Origin of the sequence: Agromyces mangrovi (assembly GCF_030296695.1) — a bacterium.
Classification (GTDB): Bacteria; Actinomycetota; Actinomycetes; order Actinomycetales; family Microbacteriaceae; genus Agromyces; species Agromyces mangrovi.
Genome location: NZ_AP027737.1, coordinates 1689277 through 1705939, shown reverse-complemented (window position 1 = coordinate 1705939; position 16663 = coordinate 1689277). Strand labels below are relative to the sequence as shown.

The window sequence follows — 16663 nt, the reverse complement described above, 5'->3', positions numbered from 1 at the left end:
CGCGTGGTGCGCCTCCACGAAGCGGCGGCCGTGCTCGGGGTCGGCACCGGCAGCGACGCGGCGATCCGGTCGCGATCGGGTTCGCCGTCGACGGTCGGGCTCTGCCACTCCTCCAGCCGGCCCGAGCGCATCGCCTCCTCCATCATCAGCATCATGGCGAGCATGTTCGGCTCGTTCATGGTCGCCACCCACTCCACGCCGTCGAGGATGCCGGTCACCTCGGTCACGTACGCCGCGAACCGGTCGATCGCCTCCGGCCCGCCCCAGCCGCCCGCCTCGGCGAACCAGCGCGGGCTGCTGAAGTGGTGCAGGGTCACCACAGGCGTCAGTCCGAACGACTGCGCGGTCTCGATCATCCGCCGGTAGTGGGCGAGCTCCGCCCGCGAGAACTGCCCCGGGCGGGGTTCGATCCGGGCCCACTCGATGCCGAAGCGGTAGGCGTTCAGCCCGGCGTCGGCGAGCAGGCGCATGTCCTCGGCGTACCGGTGGTAGCTGTCGCAGGCGTCGCCGCTCGGCTCCATGCCGGGCATCATGCCCTCGCGTGCCCACCAGTCGCTGTTGACGTTGTTGCCCTCGATCTGGTGCGGGGCGGTCGACGCTCCCCAGAGGAACGATTCCGGGAATGCGGCTGCGGTCATCGGTCGGCTCCTTCGGTGACGGTGAATGCGGTGGCGAGGTCCGCGGTCGAGTCGCCACCGACCCAGACGTCGACGGTCGTGGCGTCCTGCACCCAGTCGCGGTCGGACGCACTCCAGTACCGGAGCTCGTCGGGGCCGAGGTCGAACCCGACCGTGCGGGTCTCGCCGGCGGCGAGTCGGATGCGACGGAAGCCCTTGAGCTCGCGCACCGGCCGCGATGCTCGCCCGTGCCGCTGGTGCACGTAGAGCTGGACGACCTCGTCGGCGTCGCGTCCGGATTCGTTCGTGACATCCACCCGCACCTGCACCTGCTCGCCCACGCGGATCCGCTCGCGGTCGAGCCGCAGTCCCGAGTACGCGAACGTCGCATACCCGAGGCCGTGCCCGAACGGGTACAGGGGTGTCGACGGCTCCTCCCAGTACCGCCGGCCCTGCTGCTCGGGGTCGAAGGTGCGCAGGTGCGCGTAGTGCATGGGCACGTGGCCGACGTGACGCGGCCAGGTGAACGGCAGCCGCCCCGCAGGCGAGACGTCGCCGAAGAGCACGGCCGCGACCGCGTCGCCGCCGCTCGTGCCGGGGTACCAGGCCTGCACGATCGCGGGCAGTTCCTCGTCGGCCCAGCGCAGGTCGAGCGGCCGGCCCGACATCACGACGAGCACGACCGGGGTTCCGGTGGCGGCGATGCGCTGGAGCTGCTCGAGCTGGCGGCCGGGCAGGTCGAGCGTGGCTCGCGATGCGTTCTCGCCGACCTGGTTCTGCCGTTCGCCGACGACCACGAGGGCGAGGTCGGATGCCTCGGCGAGCGCGACCGCACGGGCGATCTCGGCCTCGTCGTCGTGGTCGTCCGGGGTGTGCTCGACGGTCGGGTCCATCCGGTCGAACATCGACGGGAACATCCGCCCCGGGATGCCCGCCCCGGGCGCGTGCACGACCCGTACGTCGTCACCGACGCGCGAGCGCACGCCCTCCAGCACGGTGACGGCATCGTCGGTGACGTGGTCGAACACCCACGGTCCGAGCGTGTCCCGCTTGCTGTCGGCCAGCTGCCCGATCACGGCGATCGAGCCGAGGGCGGATGCCTCGAGCGGCAGTGCCCCGTCGTTCTTCAGCAGTACGACAGAGCGCTCCGCCGCCTCCCGGGCCGCCGCCCGGTGCGCGGGCGCGCCGAGCAGCGCATCCGCCGCACCCTCGTCGACGTACGGCTGCTCGAAGAGGCCGAGCCGGAACTTCGCGGCGAGCACCCGTCGCACGGCCCGGTCGATGACCTCCTCGTCGACGAGGCCGTCGGCGACCGCCTGCGGCAGGGTGCGGAACGCCGGGTCGAACATGCACATCTCCATGTCGAGTCCCGCCGAGACGGCACGGACCGCGGCATCCGTCGGCGAGGCGGCGAAGTGCTGCGTCTCGAGCGACTTCACCGCGTTCGCGTCGGACACCACGAACCCGTCGAAGCCGAGCTCGTCGCGGAGGACTTCGGTGAGCAGCCAGCGGTTGCCGCTGGCCGGCACGCCGTTCAGGTCCATGTACGCGCTCATCACGGTGCCGGCGCCCGCATCCACCGCCGCCCGGAACGGCGGGAGGTATACGTTGCGCAGCTCCGAGTCGGAGATCTCGGCCTCGTCGTAGTCGCGCCCGCCCTGGGATGCGCCGTAGCCCGCGAGGTGCTTGGGCCCGGCGAGCACGCGGTCGGGTCCGAGGTCGCCCTGGAACCCGCGCACCTGCGCCGCGGCGACGGCGGAGCCGAGGTACGGGTCCTCGCCGGCGCCCTCGATGATGCGGCCCCAGCGCGCGTCCCGCGTGACGTCGACCATCGGCGCGAACGTCCACTGGATGCCCGCGGCCCGGGCCTCGCGTGCCGCGACCGCCTGGGAGCGCTCGATCGTCTCGGGATCCCACGACGCCGCGAGAGCGACGGGCACGGGAAACACGGTCCGCAGCCCGTGGATCACGTCGAACCCGAACATGAGCGGGATCCCGAGACGGCTCTCCTCGACCGCGAGCCGCTGGAGCCGGTTGGCGAGACCCGGCTCCTTGACGAACAGCACCGACCCCGCGCCGCCGGCCGCGACGGCCGCCTCGACCATCTGCGGCTGGCGTACGTACGCCTGCTGCTCCGGGGGAGCGCATCGATGTCGAGGTCGGCGGGCACCTCGCCGAACCCGAAGTAGAAGTACTGGCTCAACTGGCCGGCCTTCTCCTCGAGGGTCATCTGCGACAGCAGGTCCTCGACTCGTGCGCCGATGTCGGCGGCGGGATCCTGGGAGCGCTCCTGTGCGAGCATCGACACGATTCTCTGGTCCTCTCGGTGCGTGTTCGGGGGTCGGGTGGGTCGGGCTAGAGCTTCAGCTCGCTGGTGTCGGCGTGGATGCCGGCGGCCAGGTCGGTCTCAATCGCCCCGGTGTGGCGGTCGAGCTTGTAGGTGAACGAGATGGCCAGCATCCCCGCGGTGAGGACGAACGGCACCCAGGAGTAGAGGCCGACGATCATCCCCTCTGCCTCCGCGGTCTGGGAGGCGGCGAGACCGTTGTAGCCGACGATGCCCATCATGAGGCCCACGCCCGCCGATGCGAGGCCCGACCCGATCTTGGAGGTGAAGCTGGTCACCGAGTTCGTCACGGCGTCGATGCGTCGCCCGGTCTTCCACTCGCCGTACCTCATGGCCTGGATCACGAAGAACCCGACCAGCAGCGTCACGATGGACGTGAACGAGCCGAGCAGCTGTCCCGCCGCGACCGCCACGAGGGAGGTCGGGAAGAACGCGACGAGCGCGAAGCCGACCATCGCCAGGGCGAGTCCGACGCGCAGGAAGTTCACGGCGCCGATGGTGCGTACTGCCAACGGGAAGAGCAGGTAGATCACCGGCATGATGAGCCCGGCGAGCGCGACGATCGAGAGCAGGGCGAGGTCGCCGAGGACGTACTTGAAGAAGTACGCCCCCACGATCGTGTTCATGTTGGCGATGATGTTCGAGAGCAGCACCATCGCCGCGATGATGAAGATGTACTTGTTGCGTACCAGCGCCTTCAGGGCATCCTTCACGCTCACGCGCTGCTCGGTCGCGGCGTCGACTTCGTCCTCGGGCAGCTCCTTCACCGTGAAGAAGCGCACCAGGCCGAGGATCATCATGGGCACCGCGTAGACGAGCGCGATGCGGGTCCAGCCGCCCGGCTCCGTCCCCCACGTGGCCATGAGCATCGGCAGGATCACACTCGCGACTCCGGCGACCAGGATGATGAACACGCCCTGGCGCGCCAGCACCTTGGCGTAGCGCACCTCACCCTTCAGCGAGCGCTTGAGGTAGACGCCCTCCGATCCGTTCAGCACGGTGTGGCACACCGACTGGATGAGCGCGTACATGACGAACAGGTACGCGGCCTGCCAGAACGTGTCCATGTCCGGCGTGGAGAAGATCGCCACCGTCAGCAGCCACGCCGGGATGATGAACAGCTCGTACGGGCGCGCCTTGCCCCAGCGGCTCTTGGTGCGGTCGATCACGAATCCCACGAACAGGTCGGTGAACCCGTCGAAGAGCTTCGCCGCGAGGAAGATGCCTCCGACGAGCGCCGCCGGCAGTCCCACGATGTCGGTGGCGTAGAACGTGAGCTGCATCATCACGATCACGTCGACCGCGAGCGAGATGCCGCGCGTCGAGAATCGCAGTGAGAAGGCCCTGGGCAGCGCGCCGTCCGCCTTCGTCGGTGTCGTGGGCGGCGGTGCGACGTCGACGACGGTGGCGCCGGCGGCGCCCGGGTCGGCGCCGGGGGTGGTGTGGTCGGTCATGTGATCCTCCTTGATCGAGCGGGGTGTGACTGCGGGTGGTGCGGTTCGGGTTCGGTCGGGGTCGTGGTCCGCGGCGGGGGCCGTCAGGCGGGGAAGCCCTCCGCGCGCACGGTCCATCCGGGCGCGGCGGTTCCGGTCTGCGCGATCAGCGCGACCGCGGCGAGCAGCGAGCCGTTGCCGGGCAGGTAGAGCGGCAGGATCGCGCCCATCTGGGGGTTGTGGCCGACCGGGGTGACGGTGTTCTTCACCTCGTCGCGCAGGAGCGCGTCGAAGGCGAGCCCTCCGCGTCCGAGCCGGGTCGCGGTCATGGCGATGACCGGGAAGTCCCAGCCCCAGGCGGTCGGCCACTGCCAGTCGTCCCAGACGTCGTCGAGCGTCGCCGACATGATCTCGGGGTCGATGATCGGCGTCTCCGGCACGAAGCCGAGCGCCATGAGCAGCGACGGATGGTCGTCTCGGCGCATCGGCTCGTCGGTGGCGACGGCGACGTAGCATCCGTCGACCACCTTCGGCGTCGCGAGGCGGCGCTGCACGTCGGTCCAGGCCTCGTCCCGTCGGCGCCCGGCCCGCTCGCGCCAGCGCTGCGCGATCTCGAGCCCCCACCACCAGTAGGCCAGTTCGTAGGTCGGATCGGTCGTGGTCCGGGAGTCGTAGAACTCCTGGGCGGGCATGATGGGCGGGCCGAGGTGCAGCTCGCCGTCCCGCTCCTCCGGGAACGCGGCCATGAACGCGGCGGTCTCCTCGACCAGTTCGCCGAACCGGGCCACGAGCGCGGCGCGGCCGGCCTCGGGGGTCGCGCGCCAGACGAGGTCGAGCAGGTACAGCACGTGCGGCTGCTGCCAGGCGATGAGCGAGCCGATAGGGTCGGGGCTCTCGCGCCCGTCGGGCCCGGCCTGCTTCGGCCAGCGTGCGCCGGGGTACCCCTGCCGCGCCGCGGTGTCGCGCGCGGAGTCGAGCACGGTCAGGTACCAGTCGAGGCTGCGCTCGAGCAGCTCGGGCCGCCCCCACATCGCGAAGTGCGCGGCGTGCCACCAGTGCATCTCGAGGTGGAACTTCCCCTGCCAGGAGTTGGTGACCAGGCCGGTCTCGGCGGGCGGCAGGTGACCGGAGCAGTGCACGGCGGTCAGGGCCTGCGACAGCACGACCCGACGCTCCAGCTCCGGCGCTCGGGGGTCGGAGCTGGCCGCGAGGTCGACCGCCGCACCGGATTCCCAGAACCGGGCCCACCACGCCGCCGAACGCTCGCGCACCTCGGCGAACGAGGTCGCGGGTGCGGATGCGTCGTCGTCCGGCCGGAAGGCGGCGACCAGTTCGAGCTCGTCCCCGGAGGCGTCGACGTGGAATGCGTGCGGCGCGTCGCCGCGGGCCATGCGGCCGCCGGTCACGTCCAGCGCCACGGAGTACCGCGCAGCGTCGACGATCCGCTCGACGACGGCGCCGCCCGTGCGGGATCGAAGCGTCGACTCGTGCCGTTCGCCGGCATCCCAGTCGTCCGTCTGGAAGAACCCGTCGCTCGGATACGGGAAGCGCAGCCCGACCCGCGCCCGCCCGTCGGCCAGCAGCGCGCTGCGGATGCGGAACGCGACCGTCGAGGCATCCGGGTCTGCAACGGTGACCACGTCGACGCGGGACCCGGCGTAGGTGAAGGAGCTGCGGATCTCGCCCGTCCACAGGTCCTGGACCTGGCGGATGTCGCGGAGCACCGACGGGTCCGCCTCTGCCGCGGCATCCGACGTCTGGCGCAGCTCGAGGCCGATCCGGCCGAGGTCCATGCGCTGCGGGTTGGCGTGCAGCCACGCGCCCGGACGCATCTCGTCGGTCAGCTGCCCCTGCATCGCCGCCTGCATGTCGTACCGGTCGGGATACGAGACCGGGCCGCGGGCGGTCTCGTAGGTGGACATCGCGTCGTCGAGGACGAACCCCTCCGGGTTCGGCATCTCGTGCCAGCCCCAGGAGCTCATCGTGCAGGTGTTCACCGCGGTCTCCCCGCGCCGCACCGCGAGTGCGGGGCTGTGGAAGTCGGTGAACGTCTGCATGCCCGTCACGTCGGCGGTGAACGCGAAGTCGCCGTTGCCGACGGACAGCACGTGCTCCGGATGTGCGGCGGTCAGTTCGATCGCGTGGCGGTCGACCACGGCGCGGCGGTCGATTGGCGTGGCATCGGTGCGCATCATCCGCTCCTCAGCCTGCGAACCGTGCGGCGGGCGCAGGGACGACGGATGCTGCAGGGGCGGGCTCGCCCACGGGCTCGACGGTGACCCGGAACGACACGTCATCCAGGCCCTCGGCGCGCACGGTGACCGTGGCCTCACCGGGGCGGTGACCGGCGCGCAGGACGGCGAGCGCGCGCCCGTACCAGGTGGTCGTGGCGGGACCGCCGTAGAGCGTCGCGGGGCGCGGGTTCGCGGACCCGACCGCGGCCAGGGCCACGGCATCGCCCTCGATCTCGACGGTCACCTCGCGGTCGCCGGCGGCGTGGACCGTTCCCGCGTCGTCGGCGAGCGCGATCTCGACGAAGCTCAGGTCCTGGCCGTTCGGGCGGAGGGCGATGGTGTCGGGCCGCGCGTGCAGCCGTGCCTCCCCCGCGGTGGACAGCGTCGTGCGCCCGACCACGCGGCCGCGCCGGTCCTCGGCGATCGCCTCGAGCCTGCCGGGGCGGTACGCGGTGCGGAAGCGGGCGATGCGGTTGCGCACCCGCGACCGGCCGATCGGGCGGCCGTCGAGTTCCAGGCGCACGACGCGCGCGTCTGCGTAGACCTCCATCTCGGCCCGCGCCCCCTCGCACCCCGGCCAGGTCCAGGACCCGACGGCGTCGGTCATCCGCCAGGGGCTCCGCACGACCCGTTCGCCTGCGTGGGTGAGCGGGCGCACCCCGATCCACGGTTCGGTCCGGATGCCCCAGACGACCTGCTGGTAGTGGTTCTGGGCGTCGCGGTTGCCGATCAGGTCGATGGTGCCCCCGCCATAGGCGACCTGGAGTCCCGACTCGGACGGGTACCGCCAGTAGCCGAGGCCGATCTCGCCGAGGTAGTCCCACCCGGTCCAGACGAAGTCGCCGATGACCTGGGTGTGGCGCTGCACCCGAGCCCAGTTGAACGGGAGCCGGGCGGCCATGGTCTCCGATCCGACGACCACGCGCTCGGGGTAGCGCTTCGCGTCCGCGTCGTAGCGCGCCTCGGCGTAGTTGTAGCCCACCACGTCGAGGTGGGCGGCGAGCCCCTCGATCTTGCGCCCCATGCGCCGGCCCTTCACGGCGAGGCTCATGATCGTCCCGATCCGGCCGACGAGCAGGTTGTACAGGGTCGAACCCGACGCCTTCTCGAGGCCCGCCGACTGGTCGTGCGGGTCCTTCCCGGTGGCGTGCCCGTCCGGATCGTAGGGACCGTCCTCCTTCGCGCCCATGTCGAACCCGATCAGCATGAGGTTCACGCCGCAGGTGACGGGTCGGGTCGGGTCGAGAGCGCGCACCCGGTCCGCCATCTCCCCTGCGAGCGCCACGCCGTCGGGTTCCGCCGGCTCGGTCACCTCGTTGCCGATGGAGTACATGACGACCGAGGGGTGGTTGCGGTCCTTCGCGACCAGCGACTCGAGCACGCCGACGTGCTCGTCCCGGAACTCGCGGGAGAAGTCGTGGTGGCTCTTGGGCGTGTACCAGCCGTCGAACGCCTCGTCGATCACGTACATGCCGTACCGATCGCAGGCGTCCAGCAGCGCACGCGAGCACGGGTTGTGCGCGGAGCGGATGGCGTTGTACCCGGACTCCTTCAGGATCCGCACCTTGCGGGCCTCGGCGTCGGCGTACGCGCGCGCGCCGAGGATGCCGTTGTCATGGTGGATGCAGGCGCCGCGGAGCTTCGTCTCGACGCCGTTGACGCGGAAGCCGCCGCTGCCCGACACGTCGATCGTACGGATGCCGAAACTCGTCTCGACCCGGTCGGCGGACGTGTGCACCTCCGCCCGGTAGAGCCGGGGCGACTCCGCGCTCCAGAGCCCCGCACCGTCGAGGGTGAACTCGCCGAGCGGTCCCTCGGCGAGCAGTTCCGCTCCGTCGAAGATGTGCACCGTGGCGTCGTCGGGGGCGGATGCCTCGACTGCGACGGTCGGCGGGGTGAGCGATCGCGTGGTCACCCGCAGGTCCGTGATGCGTCGGCGGTCGCGCACGACGAGCGTCACGGGCCGATAGATGCCCGAGCCCGTGTACCAGCGCGAGTTCGGCTCGCGGGAGGTGTCGACCGCGACCTCGATCCGGTTGCGACCGACCACGACGACCTCCGACAGGTCGACCTCGAACTCGTCGTACCCGTACGCGTGCCGGGCGAGCTCGCGGCCGTTCACCGAGACCACCGAGCGATGGTAGACGCCCTCGAACCGCACCGCGACGTATGCGCCGAGCTCGTGCTCCGCGATCTCGATGTCTCGCGCGTACTGGTAGCGGCCGCCGGGGAACCAGCCGGTGCGGGTGCCGTTCCGGACCTCGGCCGAGCGCGGTTCGCCCAACATCGCGTCGTGGGGCAGGTCGACGGTCTCGACGCGCCCGTCGACGTGCGAGAGGGTCCACCCGTCGTTGAGGTCGCGGTCCTGCAGCGTGGGTGTCGCACTCATCGTCGAGCGGCCTCTCTCGGTCGTTCCCGATCGTTGACTACCGATCGGTAGGTTTGCCTATCGATCGGTAGATTACACCTATCGAATGGTAGGTTGTCAAGCACAGGACCAACGGATGCCCCGGAGGCGACGATGTCAACAGCGACCGGTACGGTGCCGAAACGGGTGCAGACGCGGATGGCGCCCGAGGCGCGTCGTCGGCAGATCCTCGAGGAGGCGACGAAGCTGATCTCCGTCGCGGGGTTCAACGCGGTGTCCCTGGCCGACATCGCCGACGCGTGCGGCATCCGGAAGCCCTCTGTCCTGCACCACTTCCCGTCGATGCACGACCTGCTGGCGGCCGTGCTCGCGTACCGCGACGAGCTGACGACCCCGCCGGACCTCCCCGACGAGTCGATCGTCGGCCACCCCGACGAGATCCGCGCGCTGCTTCGCCGCATCGTCGCCCGCAACCTCGAGATGCCGGAACTGGTGCGGCTCTACGCCGTGCTCAGCGTCGAGGCGAGCGACCCGCAGCACCCCGCGCACGACTACATCGTGGCGCGCGAGCGCCGCACCCGCGCCGACTTCGCGCGGATGCTCGAGTGGAAGTCCGATCCCGAACTCGCCGGGCGCGAGCTCATGGCGTTCTGGACCGGACTCGAGCGCGAGTGGGTGCTCGACCCGTCAGTCGACTTCCTCGCAGTGTGGGATCACTTCGCCGCGCGGTTCCTCACGCGCGACTGAGATACGGCCCGAGCACCGCGTCCACCATCCGCTCGGCCGCGTCGACCTCTGCGGGCGCGCGGCTGAGCACTCGCAGCGCGAGCATGCCGGCGAACGCCTCGGACACGTCGCGGAGCGGCGTCCCGTGTGCGAGCTCCCCCGCGTCGACGGCCTCCTGCAGGCGGACGACCATCACCGACTCGTCGCCGAGCTTCGCTCGGAGCATCCGACCGATCTCGGCGTTGTCCATGGCGGCGGCGACCAGCGAGCGGAACAGCCCGGCGTGCTCCTCGCCGGTCACGAACGCCATCAGCGCCTCCAGCCAGACGACCATGTCGTCGCGGATGCGCCCGCCCGTCGGCGGCGTGAACTGGTCGGGCAGCAGCACGCCCTCGAGCAGGCACTCGGCGACGACCTCGGCCTTCGACGGCCACCAGCGGTAGATCGTCTGCTTGCCCACGTGAGCGCGCGCGGCGATGCCCTCGATGGTCAGGTGGTCGTAGCCCTTCTCGGCGAAGAGGGCGGCCGTCGCCTCGAGGATCGAGCGGTGCGCGGCCTCGCTGCGAGCGGCTCCGCGGCGTCGCTCGTTCATGCACTCACCCTATACTCAGTCAACGAGACGCACCGTTGCGTATTCTTACCCCGCACCTACGACAACGGGAGGTCTCGGCATGGCCGAACTGCTCTACCGCCTCGGCAAGTTCAGCGCGCGCCGCGCGTGGGTGGTGATCCTCACCTGGGCCCTCGTGCTCGGTGCGGCCGGCGTCGGCTTCGCGGTCGGCTTCAAGGGCCTCGCCACCAGCTTCGACGTGCCCGGCACGGCCTCCGGCGAGGTGACGGATGCCCTCGCCGAGGAGCTCCCCGACTACGCCGGCGCGTCCGGCACCGTCGTCTACGCGACCACCGACGGCGAGCCCTTCACCGACGCCGAGCGCGAGCAGATCTCGGAACTCGCCGCCGGCGCGACCGACCTCCCCGAGGTCGCCGATGTGATCGACCCGTTCGAGGCGCAGCAGGAGCTGGACGACGCCCAGCAGGAGATCGTCGACGGCCGCGACCAGATCGAGGACGCCCGCACCCAGCTCGACGACGGGCAGGCCCAGCTCGACGCCGCACTCGAGGAGCTCGAAGCGGGGCAGGCCCAGCTCGACGCCGGCCAGGCGCAGCTCGACGAGGGACAGGCCCAGCTCGACGCCGCCCGCGCGCAGGCCGAGGCGGCCGGCGCCCCGCCGCAGCAGCTCGCGGCGCTCGACGCGCAGCAGGCGCAGCTCGACGCCCAGCAGGCCGAGCTCGACGCCCAGCAGGCGCAGCTCGACGCCGGTCGCGACGAGATCGCCGACCAGCAGCAGCAGATCGACGACGGCCGCATCGAGCTCGAGGAGCAGGCCGACCTGCTCGAGCAGGGTGCCGAGCTGCTCGCCCTCTCCGACGGCATCGGCGTCGTCTCGGAGGACGGCTCGACCGCCCTCGTCAACATCGCCTACGACGTGCCCCTGCTCGAGCTCGAGGCGGACTCGAAGACGGCGACCGCCGAGTACTTCGAGGCGTCACCCGTCGAGGGCACTGAGATGGGCCTGTCGACGACCATCTCGCAGTCGGTGCCGTCGCTGGTCGGCATCGGCGAGATCGTCGGCCTCATCATCGCGGCGATCGTGCTGCTCGTCATGCTCGGCACCGCCATCGCGGCATCCCTGCCCATCATCACGGCCCTCGTCGGCGTCGGCATCGCGGTGCTCGCATCGCTCGCCTTCTCGGGCGTCGTCGACATGTCGTCGGTCACCCCGGTGCTCGGCATCATGCTGGGCCTCGCGGTGGGCATCGACTACGCGCTGTTCATCGTGAACCGGCACCGCAGGCAGCTGCTCGAGGGCGCCGACCTGCACGAGTCGATCGGCCTCGCGAACGGCACCGCCGGCAACGCGGTCGTGTTCGCAGGTTCGACGGTCATCGTCGCCCTGCTCGCGCTGAACGTCACGGGCATCCCCTTCCTCGGCCTGATGGGCACGGTCGGCGCGTTCGCGGTGCTCATCGCGGTGCTCATCGCGACCTCGCTCATCCCGGCCCTGCTCGGACTGATCGGCATGCGCGTGCTGAGCCGCAAGGCCCGCGCGGCGGTCGGCACGGTGCACCACGAGGACACGACGGCGAAGCCCATGGGCAACTGGCGCGCGGTGCTCACCATGCTGGGCACCATCGTGGCGCTGCTCGTCGTGGCGATCCCGGCACTGTCGATGCGCGTGGGCCTGCCCGACGGCTCGAGCGAGCCCGAGGAGACGCCCGGCTACATCGCACACGTGCTGACCGCCGAGGCGTTCGGCGAGGGTGCGAACGGCCCGCTGCTGGTCACGGCCGAGCTGCCGGGCGGGCAGGACGACGCCGAGCAGCTGCAGGCGCAGCTCGACATCGCGACCGCGATCGCCGAGCAGGACGCGGTCGTCGCCGTCGCCCCGATCGCGATCTCCGACGACGGCACGCTCGCCGCGTTCCAGGTCGTGCCCGAGGAGGGTCCGAACTCGGTGTCGACCGACCAGCTCGTGCGCGACCTGCGCGAGTTGCCGCCGATCGACGGCGAGTACACGCTCGGCGTCGCCGGCCAGGCCGCGATCAACATCGACATCTCCGAGAACCTGAACGACGTGCTGCCGCTCTACCTCACGGTGGTCGTCGGGCTCTCGCTGCTGATCATGATCGTGGTGTTCCGGTCGCTGCTCGTGCCGCTCATCGCGACGGGCGGGTTCATCCTCTCGCTGTTCGCCACCTACGGCGCGACCGTGGCGGTGTTCCAGTGGGGCTGGGGCGCCGAGCTCATCGGCCTGCACTCGACCGGCCCGATCCTGAGCTTCCTGCCGGTGATCCTCGTCGGCATCCTGTTCGGGCTCGCGATGGACTACCAGCTGTTCCTCGCCTCGGGCATGCGCGAGTCGTACGTGCACGGCACGCTGGCGCGCCTCGCGGTGATGAAGGGCTTCCGCGCCGGCCGCTCGGTCGTGACCGCGGCGGGCCTCATCATGATCTCGGTGTTCGGCGGGTTCATCTTCGCCGAGTCGGTCATGATCCGCTCGATCGGCTTCGGCCTCGCGATCGGCATCCTGCTCGACGCGTTCGTCGTGCGCATGCTGCTCATGCCCGCGGTCATGCACCTGCTCGGCCGCTCGGCGTGGTGGCTGCCGAAGTGGCTCGACCGCATCATCCCGAACGTCGACGTCGAGGGCGCCGCGCTCGAGCGCCGTCACCACGCCGACGGCTCGCCTGCGAACATGGAGGGGTGACACGCACCATCTCCGCCCGCGCGATCCTGTTCGACATGGACGGCACGCTCGTCGACTCGCATCCGGTCGTCGAGCGCATCTGGGCCGAGTTCGCCCGGCGGTTCGACCTCGACGTCGCCGAGATCCTCGCGACCTCGCACGGCATCCGCATGGTGGAGACCGCACGGAAGTACGCGCCGCACGGCACCGACATCGACGAGGTCGTCGCCGACCTGAGCAGGATCGAGTACGACGACACCGAGGGCGTCACGGCGATCGCCGGCGCGCGCGACCTGCTGGACTCGCTGCCGCACGGCCGCTGGGCCCTGGTCACGAGCGCGGCCCGGCCCCTGACCGAGAAGCGCATGGCCGGCGTCGGCCTCCCGATTCCCGCGGTGATCGTCACCGCCGAGTCGGTCTCGCAGGGCAAGCCCGACCCCGAGCCCTACCTCCGCGCGGCGGAGCAGCTCGGCGTCGCGGCATCCGACTGCCTCGTCTTCGAGGACGCCGAGGCGGGCATCCGCGCGGGCGTCGCCTCTGGCGCACAGGTCGTGGTGATCGGCGACGCGCCGAGCGAGACCGCCGACCGGCTCGGCCTCCCCCGCATCCCCGACTACACCGCGCTCCGCGTCGAGCACACGGATGCGGCGCTCATCGCGCACCTGCCCTGACGCACCGCCCGGCGACCGTCAGTCCCTCGGCCGCAGCCACCTCCGGAACATCGCCGAACGTCGACGTTCCTCGGCCTCTTCCGCGCGCCGTGCCTGCTCGGCCGCCTCGACCGCGCGCCGACGCTCCTCACGCCGCGCGCGCCACGCCGCCACCTCCGCGTCGACGTCGCGGGTCGGGGTCACCACCGGCGGCCCACCGAGCAGCTGCCGCCGGGCCTCGATCACGCGCCGGTTGAAGTCCTCGAGCGCCTCGCGCACGGCGTGCTCCCGCTGCATGCCGTCGAGACGGTCGACGAGCTGCTCGTCCTCCACACGCAAGGTGAGCGCGGGCGGCCCGAGGCCACCGAGCTGCTCGCGCTCGATCTTCCGCCGGATCCACCAGTCGGGGTCGTGCCGTCCGTCGAGCCCCTCGAGCGGCTTGCCCGAACCGGGCAGGTCGTCGAACTCGCCGCGCCGCATCGCCTGCTGGATCGCGGTCTCGACGTAGGCCGCTCGCTCGGTCGCCGTCGGCACGCGCGCGGACTCGTCGGATGCACGCGCGGCGCTCGAGTCGGCGGTCGGCCCTGTGGCATCCGACCCGCCCTGCTCCTCGACGCCGGCGCCGTCGCGCTCGCGCAGGAACTCCTCGGCTGCCCGATCGACCCGGTAGCGCCACGCGTCACGTCGTGCGTCCCCGACCATCCCGACCCCCGATCCGCTCCCTCGGCCGTGCCCGCGACGATACCGAACCCCGCTGTGCGCCCGAGTGCGGAGATCTCCGCCCCCGCCCGGCGTGCCGCTCCCGACGCGCGGCATGTCGCCCGCGGTCTCCGCATCCGGGTGCGCTCCGCGGGAATCCCGGCTCGCTGGGAGCGCGCACCCATGCGCCCGGGAACACCGCGGCCGTACGTTCGCACCACACCGACGAGAGGACGTGCATCATGCACACGCAGAGCCCCGCAACACGCCCCGCGCCGCAGCAGTCGAGGCCACGGCGCATCACGTTCCTGGTGCTCGTGATCCTGGTGCCGCTCTGGCTCCTGGCCCGCAACGTCTTCGGCCTCATGGAGGTCGCACTCATGTGGCTGCCGCCGGAGGTGATCGCCGGCGTGGTCGGCGAGGAGGATCCCGACGCGACCCCCGACGACGTCGCCGCGTTCGAGGCGCACCGATCTCACTACATGGCCATCGGCGTGATGTCGTGGGCGGCGGTGCTCCCGGCCTTCGCGCAGTGGCGCCGGCCCGAGCGGCGCGTCGGTTCGATGCAGTTGCTCATCGCGATCGCCCTCGGCTCGGCCGTCGTCTACGCCTTCTCGGGCACGCTCACCGAGTGGGTCGTCGAGGAGGGCCTGCTGGTCGTGCCGATCGCGCTGCTCGCCGTGTTCCACCCCAGGGCGCGCGACCTGCTGGGGCCGACCGGGTTCGACGGGTCGATGGCGATCGGCGCCGTCGTCGCGGGCGTGCCGTGGGCCGTCTACGCGGTCGTGAACTCGGTGCGCCAGCTCACGGCATCCGCCGGCGACCCGCACGTCCTGCCCGAGCACTGGGCGACCGCCGCGCTCATGGGCATCACGCTCATCGCAGCCGCGGTCATCGGCGCCTCGCGCGCCGACGGCTGGAAGCTCCCGGCGTGGATCGCCGTCGGCGGCACCGCGCTCTTCGCGGCGCACTCGCTCGCCTTCGCGGGCGCCGCATCGGGCCTCGGCACCGTCTGGGCCGTGCTCGCCATCGCGTGGGCGGCGGGTTTCGCGGTCCTGGTCGTGCGCCGCACCGCGCACGAACGCGCAACGGCATAATGGCAGCAGCAGTCCAATCGCCGGAGGCGACGGTGGCCGAGACGAGCTCGATGACGCAGCCGGGTTCCGCGCTGCGCCGGGGTTCGACGCCCGCCACCGTCGCCGCTGCCGCGGTGTGGCTGCTGGCCGTCGCGGCCTGGCTGACCGCGTGGGTCCTGTTCGCGATGGCGGGTCCCGACAGCCTGCTCCAGGGTCAGTTCGCGCTGACGGATGCCGCCGGGTCGCTGTTCGCCCTCACGCTGGCGACCGTCGGGGTGCTCGTCGTACTCCGAGGTGGCCCCATCCGATACGGGTGGCTCATGCTCGCGTACGGCGCGAGCGCCACCGTCGTGACCGCGGCCGGGTACTACGCGCTCCTCGCGGTGCCCGGCGACCTGCCGTTCGCGGCTGCGGCCGTGTGGGTGCAGGATCTCTTCCCGATCACGTTCCTGCTCGGCGGCCTGCTGCTGCCGTCCCTCTTCCCCGACGGCACGGCGCCCTCGCCCGGCTGGGGCCGCGCCGTCGCGGCCGTGGCGGTCGGCTGGCTCGCTTACATCGCCTGGTTCGCGTTCGTCGCGCGTCCGAGCGAGAACCTCATGTTCGCGCTCGTCGATCCGCCGGCCAACCCGCTCGGGGTCATCGTGCTCCCGGCCGAGGTCATCGAGATCACGATCGGGCTCCCCTGGCTGCTGCTGGTCGCCGCGACCGTCGTCGTGTCGTTCGGCAGCCTGGTCGCCCGCTGGCGCCGCGCCGACCGCCGTGAGACCCGGCAGCAGCTCGCCTGGGTGGTGTTCGCGTTCGCGCTCGTGCTGCTCGCCGTGTTCGCCAACGAGGTGCTCGACTCGGTGGCGTTCAACGTCTTCGGCGTCGACCTCGGCATCGCCCCGGCGCTCGACGTCGTCGGCGCGGTCGCGCTGGTCGGCCTCGCCGTCGCGTGGGGCATCGCGGTGCTGCGCTTCCGCCTGCACGCGATCGACCTCGTCGTCAACCGCACCGTGGTCTACGGCACGCTCACGCTCGCGATCACCGCGGTCTACGTCGTGCTGGTCGTCGGCGTCGGCGCACTCGTGCCGCTCGAGCAACCGACGCTCGCCCTCGCCGCGACCGTGCTCGTCGCGATCGGCGTGGCCCCGCTGCGCGACGCCCTCCAGCGCGCGGTCAACCGGGTGATGTTCGGCCGCCGGGACGACCCGTACGCCGTGATGGCCGAGCTCGGCCGCCTGCTCTCGGAGGCGGGCACACCCGAGGAGACGCTGCAGACCCTC

Annotated in this window: 11 protein-coding genes and 1 pseudogene; 4 read left to right on the top strand and 8 right to left on the bottom strand. The window is 71.6% G+C overall.

The annotated features are described in order from the left end of the window. Positions 1-206: 206 nt before the first annotated feature. From QUE38_RS17530 to QUE38_RS08060, 5 genes and pseudogenes are all read right to left on the bottom strand, one after another. Positions 207-638 (bottom strand): annotated as a pseudogene (locus QUE38_RS17530) (family 1 glycosylhydrolase); the annotation flags it as partial. Further along, positions 635-2722, bottom strand: coding sequence for a glycoside hydrolase family 3 N-terminal domain-containing protein (locus QUE38_RS08075; protein ID WP_286311428.1), 2088 nt, complete (start codon positions 2720-2722; stop codon positions 635-637). The gene QUE38_RS08075 and the pseudogene QUE38_RS17530, both read right to left, overlap by 4 nt. A 250-nt stretch (positions 2723-2972) precedes the next feature. After that, positions 2973-4418, bottom strand: a complete 1446-nt coding sequence (locus tag QUE38_RS08070; RefSeq protein WP_286311427.1) for an MFS transporter — start codon at positions 4416-4418, stop codon at positions 2973-2975. 83 nt (positions 4419-4501) lie between these two features. Further along, on the bottom strand, positions 4502-6589 hold the full coding sequence (locus tag QUE38_RS08065) for a hypothetical protein (RefSeq protein ID WP_286311425.1): 2088 nt from the start codon (positions 6587-6589) through the stop codon (positions 4502-4504). A 10-nt stretch (positions 6590-6599) separates the two neighbouring features. After that, the gene (locus QUE38_RS08060; protein WP_286311423.1) at positions 6600-9020 is read right to left on the bottom strand and encodes a glycoside hydrolase family 2 TIM barrel-domain containing protein; all 2421 of its coding nucleotides are present in this window, start codon (positions 9018-9020) and stop codon (positions 6600-6602) included. 165 nt (positions 9021-9185) lie between these two features. Between QUE38_RS08060 and QUE38_RS08055 the strand changes: the two genes are divergently transcribed. Further along, complete coding sequence (locus tag QUE38_RS08055) at positions 9186-9746, top strand: TetR/AcrR family transcriptional regulator (protein WP_286311422.1); 561 nt, start codon at positions 9186-9188, stop codon at positions 9744-9746. Here the strand turns inward: QUE38_RS08055 and QUE38_RS08050 are convergent. Further along, entirely contained in the window at positions 9733-10317 is a 585-nt protein-coding gene (locus tag QUE38_RS08050) for a TetR/AcrR family transcriptional regulator (RefSeq protein WP_286311420.1), read from the bottom strand. The two genes, QUE38_RS08055 and QUE38_RS08050, sit on opposite strands and share 14 nt — an antisense overlap. Positions 10318-10396: 79 nt before the next feature. Here QUE38_RS08050 and QUE38_RS08045 point away from each other — a divergent pair, with 79 nt between their 5' ends. Beyond that, entirely contained in the window at positions 10397-12994 is a 2598-nt protein-coding gene (locus QUE38_RS08045) for an MMPL family transporter (protein WP_286311418.1), read from the top strand. Beyond that, positions 12991-13644, top strand: a complete 654-nt coding sequence (locus QUE38_RS08040) for an HAD-IA family hydrolase (protein WP_286311416.1) — start codon at positions 12991-12993, stop codon at positions 13642-13644. Before QUE38_RS08045 ends, QUE38_RS08040 begins: the two co-directional genes overlap by 4 nt. Before the next feature lie 18 nt (positions 13645-13662). Here QUE38_RS08040 and QUE38_RS08035 read toward each other — a convergent pair whose 3' ends face one another. After that, positions 13663-14325, bottom strand: coding sequence for a DnaJ family domain-containing protein (locus QUE38_RS08035; protein WP_286311413.1), 663 nt, complete (start codon positions 14323-14325; stop codon positions 13663-13665). Between the two features lie 239 nt (positions 14326-14564). Between QUE38_RS08035 and QUE38_RS08030 the strand changes: the two genes are divergently transcribed. Further along, complete coding sequence (locus QUE38_RS08030; RefSeq protein WP_286311412.1) at positions 14565-15419, top strand: hypothetical protein; 855 nt, start codon at positions 14565-14567, stop codon at positions 15417-15419. 529 nt (positions 15420-15948) lie between these two features. Here QUE38_RS08030 and QUE38_RS08025 read toward each other — a convergent pair. After that, complete coding sequence (locus QUE38_RS08025; protein ID WP_286311411.1) at positions 15949-16341, bottom strand: hypothetical protein; 393 nt, start codon at positions 16339-16341, stop codon at positions 15949-15951. Positions 16342-16663: the final 322 nt, after the last annotated feature.

What these genes read in the sequence shown, in the direction of transcription:
- QUE38_RS08075 (WP_286311428.1), bottom strand. Translation starts at nt 2,722, where the DNA reads ATGGTCGAGGCGGCCGTCGCGGCCGGCGGCGCGGGGTCGGTGCTGTTC.
- QUE38_RS08070 (WP_286311427.1), bottom strand. Translation starts at nt 4,418, where the DNA reads ATGACCGACCACACCACCCCCGGCGCCGACCCGGGCGCCGCCGGCGCC.
- QUE38_RS08065 (WP_286311425.1), bottom strand. Translation starts at nt 6,589, where the DNA reads ATGCGCACCGATGCCACGCCAATCGACCGCCGCGCCGTGGTCGACCGC.
- QUE38_RS08060 (WP_286311423.1), bottom strand. Translation starts at nt 9,020, where the DNA reads ATGAGTGCGACACCCACGCTGCAGGACCGCGACCTCAACGACGGGTGG.
- QUE38_RS08050 (WP_286311420.1), bottom strand. Translation starts at nt 10,317, where the DNA reads ATGAACGAGCGACGCCGCGGAGCCGCTCGCAGCGAGGCCGCGCACCGC.
- QUE38_RS08045 (WP_286311418.1), top strand. Translation starts at nt 10,397, where the DNA reads ATGGCCGAACTGCTCTACCGCCTCGGCAAGTTCAGCGCGCGCCGCGCG.
- QUE38_RS08035 (WP_286311413.1), bottom strand. Translation starts at nt 14,325, where the DNA reads ATGGTCGGGGACGCACGACGTGACGCGTGGCGCTACCGGGTCGATCGG.
- QUE38_RS08030 (WP_286311412.1), top strand. Translation starts at nt 14,565, where the DNA reads ATGCACACGCAGAGCCCCGCAACACGCCCCGCGCCGCAGCAGTCGAGG.
- QUE38_RS08025 (WP_286311411.1), bottom strand. Translation starts at nt 16,341, where the DNA reads ATGCCCCACGCGACGGCGAGGCCGACCAGCGCGACCGCGCCGACGACG.